Below are 8,746 nucleotides of genomic sequence, written 5' to 3' on the forward strand. Positions count from 1 at the left end.
AATCGTTTATCTGCCTCTTCATTAGATATCCAAACCCCATAGCGAAACTCTATCTTTTCGGGTATGGGTTGTTTGTTATCTAATATACAATCACTACCAAACATCCCGTCTGGATAATTTGTACAAGTTACTGGGGTTACTACATCAATGATTATATCCGGCTCTTTACGATAGTCTCCTTGTGGTCGTAAATGCTCCTGTTGTTTTACAATTTTAAGCGTAGGACCTCGTGCTACTTTATCGACTAATCCAGCATTACTACAAGATGTTGTCAATATACTAATACTTAACAACAATGTTTTTATTAAATTCTTCATTTTTATCCTTTTTAATCCACTGGCTATTTGCGTTTAGTCTTTAGATCAGATAAACCATAACCATTTCTCCTTAACCACTGAATATATCCATTAATATCTATGTCTTCTTCTCCTTTTCTTCGAGTACCACTATATAAGATGGTGGGATTCCCTTCTGCATCCTTACCTTTTAAACTAACTATCTCTTTAGTTTCATCACAAACGACGACTTCGCCGCATAGGGGATGACCTGTTAAAGTTTGATCGACTCTATTGTATTCACGAGTCCAGCGCTCAATGTCTTCAAACCTGCGTAAAGTATCACCTTTAGCATTTTTGCCTTGAAATTGTCGTGTATCTTCCCAATTTAGTCTTAAATGGGTAAATCTATCAAATTGCTGGTGTCCTTGATGCATTCTTGTATCTGTTCCTACCCAACGAAACTCGCGACCAGGCATAAAGTTGATTCCTGACATCTTTACACCTACGCTATCATGAACAATAGGATTGGTCACTTTGTTCCAGCCCTTATTTGCAATTAAAGTATTATCAAACTTAATATCTGCCTTCTTAGCTTCTTGAATGACCCACATCAATGAGACATCAGACAAGTCACCTTCTTTATAGCCACCGCCAATATCGGAATTAGGTAAAAATAAAGCCAGACACAAGTCATATCTGGCCCTCTTGGCAAATCAATTCTTACAATATTAAGCATAAGGATTATCGGGCAACTCATTCTTCCAATGATAGTTTTCTTCTACCTCAACTTTACCGTTTTTATCAATATTTATATCTAAATATAAAACTCTATCTTGTAACCATGGAAAAAAGCTTGGCATGAATATCCCCCAGCCAATTGGTATTGTTATACCACTAGGCTGTCCATCTGGTGTTTTACCTTTGTACTTCTCTAAACGATTTTTTGAGTCTATGGTATATGTTTGCCATGCTGAGTCTGGAAGATTACTGATCGCTTCTATTCTGTTAAGCTCACCATGTTCCATCCACTCATCTCGACTTACACTTCGTCCGTCTATTGTAATATATGTATTTTCATCTAGACCTGAATCAAAAGACCAGATTTCTTTTCCATAAAAATGTTTCGTATCTTCATCATCATTCATCCAAACTGCGTAAGTGATAGTATATTCATCTGGTGCACGACCTTCAAATATACAATGTACCCCGATAAAATATTCGCTATTTACATCTACACTATTCGTAGGTATACATTTTTTAAAGATATCTGTATTTTTTACAACGATCAAAGCCTCATCTCTATCAAAATCCACATCAAAGCCTTCAACATAGGTTGAAGCACAAGCAGTTAAAAAAACACTGCATAAACATATAAAACCTAATCGCTTAAGTACTTCAAAACGCTCTTTAATCAACTTATAAATTTGTGCTAGTCCCGATTGCATAACCGTTATCCTTTAGCCATTGAATATAGCTATTAATTTTAATTTTCTGTTTACTACTGTTATATAAAATAGTTCCCTTTCCCTCTTTCTTTAAGCAAGCATATTGTTTTATCAGTTGCTGTTTAGACTTTTTGCCTATAGGCATACATACTAACTGATTGCTACTACAAGATGGGGCTGTAGGCAGAGCTTCTGAGATCTCTTTTATTTCTTGAAACTTTGTCTGACCCTTGGCTTGAAACCTTAAAGTATCAGCCCAGTTAAGTTTTAAATGCGATTGAGCTTTAAACTGAGTTTGACCATGGCTATTTTGCTCTGCCCATAAAAACTCTCTTGAAGGTTTAAAGCCAATAAAATCCTTGACGCTATCATGAACAATAGGATTGGTTACCCTCCCCCTGTGTCAGGATAGTTGTCACCCCCTAAGAATAAACTAAATGGGGGCAACAAGGAATAATGATGCCAAGATATAGTGAAGAGAGAAAACAAGCCATACTAAGCAAACTATCGCCACCACATAACTTAAGTGTATCAGAAGTTGCAAGAAGTGAAGGCATAGGCTTACAGACCCTGTATAATTGGCGTAATCAAGCCCGTCAACAAGGACAGCCCATGCCCGGCAATAAAAACACCCCCGACAACTGGTCAAGCGAAGCCAAGCTTGCCACCATCATAGAGACCAGCGGACTGACAGAGACCGAACTTAGCGAATACTGTCGTCGTAAAGGGCTCTATGTAGAACAAATCAAAGCATGGCGAGCAGGTGCTTTATCAGGATTCAATCAAAGCCAAAAGCAAAGCTTAGCAAGCAAACGCCAGCAACAAGCAGACCGCAAAAAGATTAAAAAGCTAGAACGAGAACTTAACCGCAAAGAAAAAGCACTTGCTGAAACAGCAGCCTTACTGGTACTTAGAAAAAAGCTGGATGCGCTCTGGGAGACCGACAACAACGAGGACGACTAACCTCACTGCCACAGCGTAAGCAATATATTGCATGGATTCAAGAAGCTAATATTTCAGGGGCAAGGCTAAAGCAAGCATGTAACGAGGTCGGCATTAGTCTACGTACCTACAGGCGTTGGTATAAACAAGGTCAAATAGCTCATGACAAGCGTGCACAAGCTGTGCGGCCTATGCCTAGCAACAAGCTCACTGAACATGAAACAGCTGCCATCATCAAAGTCTGTAACGAGCCCCGCTTTGCAAGCCTACCACCGACACAGATCGTACCCACTTTGCTAGATGAAGGCATCTATCATGCTTCTGAATCCACCTTTTACCGTGTACTTAAAGCCCATAATCAACTAAACCACAGGGGACGTAGCCTTGCGCCTAAAGTAAGCACAGCACCGCAATCATTTACCGCCACAGCCCCCTGCCAAGTGTTCTGTTGGGATATCACATACCTGCCAAGTCCTGTACGCGGTCAGTTCTACTATCTGTATATGATTGAAGATGTGTATAGTCGTAAGATTGTGGGATGGGAAGTATATGATCATGAGTCAGGTGAGCTTGCCGCCAAGCTTCTACAGCGTACGTTAATTAAAGAGAAGTGTCTGCATTCAGGTGTCGTTCTACACTCTGACAATGGGGCACCGATGAAGGCGCAAACGATGCGGATGAAAGCCTATGAGCTTGGGGTTGTGACTTCTTATAGTAGACCTAGAGTAAGTAATGATAATCCATTTGCTGAGTCGTTGTTTAAGACTTGTAAGTATCGTCCTAATTGGCCAACAGATGGCTTTAATAGCCTTGAGAGTGCAAGGCAATGGGTGCTTAGGTTCACTCATTGGTACAATATGGAGCATAAGCACAGCAAGCTACGCTTTGTGACTCCTCATGAGCGTCATACAGGTGAAGATAAAGAGATACTAGAAAAACGCAAACTGATAATGGAGGGTGCTAAAGCACTAAACCCTACTCGTTGGGGAAGCCGTGCCATAAGAAATTGTACGCCAGTTAAGCCAACGACTTTAAATCCGTTAAAAGAGCCAAAATCAATTGATAAGATGAGAGTCGCCTAGTTCGTAAAAAGGTGACAACTATGTTGACAAACACCGCCCTTTTATATTTACGAGGAATGGTACTAATGGGTTCTCCCTCATTATCCTTTTCAGTAAATTTAATACCCGCTTTTTTAGCTTCATTAATAATCCACATTAAAGACACATCTGATAAATCGCCTTCAGCATAGCCTCCACCAATATCAGAATGTGCACCCATAAAACCTCGCTCTAAACGGTTACTTCTATTTTTATTGTCATTAGCATTAAAAATAGAGCGTACGTGAAAACCTGAACGATGCTCGTTAACTGCAACTGCATGAACAACACGATTCCAAGCACTATCAATAGTCAAAGCATACCCTTTGTCACTGAGCTGTTTAGCGTCATTTAGAACATTAGTACCTTCTAATGAAATATCACCAGTAGTTATATATGAGGGTACTGTATCCCAAAGACCAAGATAATTGAAATTGAAGTTTACTAAACAATTTGTCGCTAAATAGCTCTTGTTGTATATCCAGTCTTTTTTAGTTAGACTCCTTTCTTAATATTAGAGACTAGAGACTAATTTAAACATTACAGTCAAAATTAAAACACATCCTTGTTTATTGCCCTATTAATATCAGAATACACTTTTAAGATATTATTTAAAACAAAAAAACCAGATACAAGCGCATCTGGTTAATATATTGGATAGCGACATTCATCTATCCTCAAAGCATATCCATGGTTCTGACATAACCATACTCATCTTTTAAGGTCACATTGCCGTTTTCATCTAAGATAATTTCCATTCTTATTTTTTTAGTAGCCAAACTACCGGGTAAGATAGGTGTGCCATCGGCTTTTTTACTACGTTTTACTTGTGACATAAATTGACGGGGGTAAACCGTCACTGTCTTCCAGGCACTGGCAGGCAATGAATCAGCGTAAGCGGTCATTTCAGATTGATATTGATGAGGTATTTGGTCAAAAGGCTTCCATTTAGCATATTGCAACTCTATCTTCTCTGGTGGAAATCTACCAAAACCACAAAAATTACCCCACAAAAAATACTTTTTATTTTCTGCTCTAGAACCACACTTACCATTTAATTGAGGCATGTTTTTAGCAATATAAGTTACACCACTACGATCTAGGTTTTCCGGTCCTGAAAGCTCTAAAGAAAACTCTGTATCACCAATGCCCACCAGGTTTGTAATACAGCCAGACAAAACTGACAACGATAACGTACCGATGAGTAGTGATTTCAGTATATTCATTCATTCTCCTATGGTTTAATACTCTAATTGACCACTACAGAGCCTCTAGAAAGCCCTTTCCAGTTATAGATAAATACGCTGGTTGCTAATCTAACGAAAACTTTCTATATTATTAACATATCCATATTGAGCCTCATCACGTATCGTCACCTGTCCATTTGCTTCAATATCTAGGTATATGAATATACTCTTTTTTGCAATGACTTTTGGGGCAAAGGGTGTATGACTAGGTTTTTGCTGATGCTTAACCTCTGCCATGATTTCTTTTGGATAAAAAGTATAGGTTTGCCATGCACTGGCTGGCAATGCATTGCCGTACGCCATCATATGAGGTTTATAATCGTCTGAAATTTGGTAGTAGGGCTTCCATTTAGCATATTGAATATCCACCCTATCAGGTATACCGTTCTCAAAATAGCACTGACCTCCCCAAAATATATAAGGGTCAATGCCATCATAATCTTTGGAACATCTTGCATTGGTTATTGACGATCTTTTGACAATAAAAACTGGATCTTCTCTAGCTTGCATTTTCTCTCGAGATAGCTGTATCGTTAATTTTGTATCTCCTATACCATGAAAACCAGATGTCATACAGCCGAAAAGCATCATGCATCCTATACAAACTAATCCTAATCTCTTTAAACTGTTCATACTTTACTCCTTGATATTTTTATGGCAAGTTCTGACACATTCTAGTATCACCAGATTGATTAGAGGCTAAATATGTCCCTAAAAAACTTACCAATTTTATTAGATTGGCTTAAAGGCTGAATTATGAACAAATCAGATAAAATCACACTTAGATATATTAATTGCTACCTCAAAGTATCAATAATGTTTAACGAAAACTTTCTATATTATTAACATAGCCATATTGAGCCTCATCACGTATTGTCACTCTACCATCAGCCTCTATATCTAGATATACCAATATATGTTTCTTGGCTATTGCTCTTGGGGCAAAGGGTGTATGATTAGGTTTTTTCTGATGCTTAACCTCTGCCATGACTTTTTTTGGATACAAAGTATAGGTTTTCCATGCACTGGCTGGCAATGCATTGCCATACGCCATCATATGAGGTTTAGAAGGTTTGGGAATTTGATAGTAAGGTTTCCATTTCGCATACTGGATATCTACCCTATCAGGTATGCCGTGCTCAAAATAGCACTGTTCTCCCCAAAACATATAGGGTTCAATGCCATTATTATCACTAGAGCATCTTGCATTCGTTATTGACGATCTTTTGATAATAAACATCGGATCTTCCTCATCTAATGTCTTTTTTTGAGAAAAATCTATTGTAAACTCAGTGCTTCCAACACCATGAAAACCAGATGTCGTACAGCCGAAAATCATCATGCATCCTATACTAATTAAACCTAATAGCTTTAAACCGTTCATACTTTACTCCTTGATATTTTTATGGCAAGTTCTGACACATTCTAGTATCACCAGATAGATTAGAGGCATTTGTTACCGAAGTCGCTATTTGCAAATCATAATGACAGTTTAGCCATAGTAAGTAATCATTAACAGCAATAATTTTATTTGGTTTATCAGTGTCAAATAAAATATCCAGTGCTTCACTTTTACCTTTCGATTTTTGCTCTTTATAATTACTCATCTTTCTTTTAAACTGAATAGGGTGGGTTCTTATCATACCTAATAAATCCCCCTCTCTAAACTTACTACCTGTGGCCAAAAAGTCTTCTGTCAAATCTTCTATGGTATCCAGCTTTCTATTATCAGGATTCTCAAAGTTATCTTTAATATAATCCCATGATAGCTCAAGATGGTCACGTGTTCTAAATATACTATTCGTTTCGAAATTCATATCATCATCGTTAGCCCATAGAAATTGACTACCAGGCGTAAATACAGCAAAACGTGCCACGCTATCATGAACCACAGGGTCGTCCACTCGATTATACTTTTTGCTATTTATCATAGAGTCATCGAAAGACACTCCTGCTTCTTTAGCGTGTTTTATAATCCACATAAGTGAAGCGTTAGACAAATCGCCTTCTTGGTAACCGCCACCTATGTCTGAATGCGCCCCTAAAAAGCCTTTCTCTAACCGAAGCTTACCATTAACTTTTTTCCCATTCTGACCAATTGCTTTAGCTTCACTAGCATAAATTGAACGTCTTGAAAATTGAAAACGGTTTTCATTCATTGCTACAGCATGAACGACACTTTTGAATGTATCATCTACTGCCAAACTCATACCAAATTGGTCTAAGTCTGCCATGTCATTACCTTGATTGCTACCATACGCTGGTACGGTATCCATCAGCCCCATAAAGTTAAAGTTAAAATCAATACCACAATTTCTTAGAAAGTCAGTTGTATAAAGCCATTTTTTCGATACACTGTGACTAGGAATAGGATCACCATATTTATCTTGATCATGCATTTCCCACAGTCCTGTCGTCATAATCGTTTTAACTTTAGAGGCAAACATACGTGCCGATGCCGCACCACGACTAAATCCAACAATATCTAAATTTATTTTATATTTTGAGGTTACAAAGCCTTTTTCATCACGTTGAATAACGCTCGGGTCTTTATATACATGGTCTAGATAGTCAAACAAATAGCCTGTCATAGCATCAACTCGTTTAACCATTGATAAACCATGACCAAGGTCAAGTTTATTCCCACCGCTTTTCAAGTCGGCAGATACATTAGAATACTGATCTTTAGTTCCCGCACCCGCCATGTAGAATACATTATTTTTTAGATTAATATTACTAAATGACTTGTTCTGTTTTTTAAACTCGATAAAGCCTTTATTACCTTTAGAGTTATTGATCTGTGAGTATTTCCATTTTTTGCCTGATTTATAAAAATTGGGTTCTCGTGGCTCATTAGGATTTTGATTGATACGATACAAATCTCTAAACTTCACTACATTAGAATAGGCTGAACTGTCATAATCTTTATTATTAGTCCCATCAAAAGCAAACAAGAGTAGCCCTGGTGGATCAATAAAATGGGTTGGGGTTGCATTCACATAGGCATACAGGTTTTCACCACCCGCTAAACCTAACGGATCGGCCGATATATAACGCCCTGTATTTTGGTCATAATATCGCCAGTGGTTGTAATACAGTCCAGTTTCACTGTCCTCATATTGTCCAGGAAAGCGTATGTTTAATTGATAATCCTTGTCGGCAAATGCTCTATCAACACTGCCACCAAAGGTAGTTGGTGTAAATTGCCACAATAGCTCATTTGTCTTAGCTGTACGCACTTGACGAGGACGACCTAAGTAGTCAGTAATGACATAGTTGACTGTTGGATAAGCATCTTCTTGCTCCCAAAGCTGATTCACCCAATTCTTACTGCGTTGCCACACAGATATGCCTGATTGCTCTGGTGCTAACACTTGCCCATGCTCATTGCTTGGATAGTCAATGGTTGCGGTTAGTGTGTCACCTATATAGACATAATGACCGGTGTTAACAAAAGCTTTTGGTAAGCGAATAACCACTTGCCACACATAGTCATTTGAAAAAGCAGTTTTTTTATCAAAAACCATTATTTTTTTACTTGATTTATGCCCGTTATAGACCCAGTTTGTACAGTAATGTTTAAAAAGAGCAATTTTAAACTCAGGTTTTATAAACATCATTTCATCCGTACAAATTTGGCAGGGTACATTATTAAGTTGATCAAACTTTGGATTAACAGGAAATCCTTCAATTTTGTCATTCCAGTAGTCGATTGATGATGCAAATTGCAAAAT

Annotated in this window: 9 protein-coding genes; 1 reads left to right on the plus strand and 8 read right to left on the minus strand. The window is 38.0% G+C overall.

The genetic code is table 11. The features are described from left to right. The 3 genes from H140_RS14775 to H140_RS0113300 all read right to left on the minus strand — a co-directional run. On the minus strand, window positions 1–317 hold a 317-nt coding region (locus tag H140_RS14775; protein WP_033427087.1), incomplete at its 3' end, for a hypothetical protein. Window positions 318–340: 23 nt separating this feature from the next. Next, entirely contained in the window at window positions 341–967 is a 627-nt protein-coding gene (locus H140_RS0113295) for a hypothetical protein (RefSeq protein ID WP_156819205.1), read from the minus strand. Between the two features lie 39 nt (window positions 968–1,006). After that, a complete protein-coding gene (locus H140_RS0113300; protein ID WP_019674139.1) occupies window positions 1,007–1,723 on the minus strand; it encodes a hypothetical protein in 717 nt (238 codons plus the stop codon). A gap of 459 nt (window positions 1,724–2,182) precedes the next feature. Here H140_RS0113300 and H140_RS0113310 point away from each other — a divergent pair. After that, a protein-coding gene (locus H140_RS0113310; protein WP_409371741.1) for an IS3 family transposase occupies window positions 2,183–3,747 on the plus strand; the annotation gives its coding sequence in 2 pieces (ribosomal slippage) (window positions 2,183–2,659 and window positions 2,662–3,747; 1,563 coding nt in all). On the opposite strand, the gene H140_RS15700 is transcribed toward H140_RS0113310, so the two are convergent. The 5 genes from H140_RS15700 to H140_RS14780 form a co-directional block, all read right to left on the minus strand. Further along, the gene (locus tag H140_RS15700) at window positions 3,683–4,246 is read right to left on the minus strand and encodes a phospholipase effector Tle1 domain-containing protein (protein WP_083932799.1); all 564 of its coding nucleotides are present in this window, start codon (window positions 4,244–4,246) and stop codon (window positions 3,683–3,685) included. The genes H140_RS0113310 and H140_RS15700 overlap by 65 nt on opposite strands. Window positions 4,247–4,442: 196 nt before the next feature. After that, window positions 4,443–4,991, minus strand: coding sequence for a hypothetical protein (locus tag H140_RS0113315; protein ID WP_019674142.1), 549 nt, complete (start codon window positions 4,989–4,991; stop codon window positions 4,443–4,445). Window positions 4,992–5,081: 90 nt separating this feature from the next. Then, window positions 5,082–5,645: a hypothetical protein gene (locus H140_RS0113320; protein WP_019674143.1), complete on the minus strand. Its 564-nt coding sequence runs from the start codon at window positions 5,643–5,645 to the stop codon at window positions 5,082–5,084. Window positions 5,646–5,832: 187 nt separating this feature from the next. Beyond that, a complete protein-coding gene (locus tag H140_RS0113325; RefSeq protein WP_019674144.1) occupies window positions 5,833–6,396 on the minus strand; it encodes a hypothetical protein in 564 nt (187 codons plus the stop codon). A 19-nt stretch (window positions 6,397–6,415) separates the two neighbouring features. Further along, on the minus strand, window positions 6,416–8,746 hold a 2,331-nt coding region (locus H140_RS14780), incomplete at its 5' end, for a phospholipase effector Tle1 domain-containing protein (protein WP_208596158.1).

It is taken from the genome of Psychrobacter lutiphocae DSM 21542, from assembly GCF_000382145.1.
Lineage (GTDB): Bacteria > Pseudomonadota > Gammaproteobacteria > Pseudomonadales > Moraxellaceae > Psychrobacter > Psychrobacter lutiphocae.

Coding starts and splice junctions, on each gene's coding strand:
- H140_RS0113300 (WP_019674139.1), bottom strand. CDS start 1,723: ATGCAATCGGGACTAGCACAAATTTATAAGTTGATTAAAGAGCGTTTT.
- H140_RS0113315 (WP_019674142.1), bottom strand. CDS start 4,991: ATGAATATACTGAAATCACTACTCATCGGTACGTTATCGTTGTCAGTT.
- H140_RS0113320 (WP_019674143.1), bottom strand. CDS start 5,645: ATGAACAGTTTAAAGAGATTAGGATTAGTTTGTATAGGATGCATGATG.
- H140_RS0113325 (WP_019674144.1), bottom strand. CDS start 6,396: ATGAACGGTTTAAAGCTATTAGGTTTAATTAGTATAGGATGCATGATG.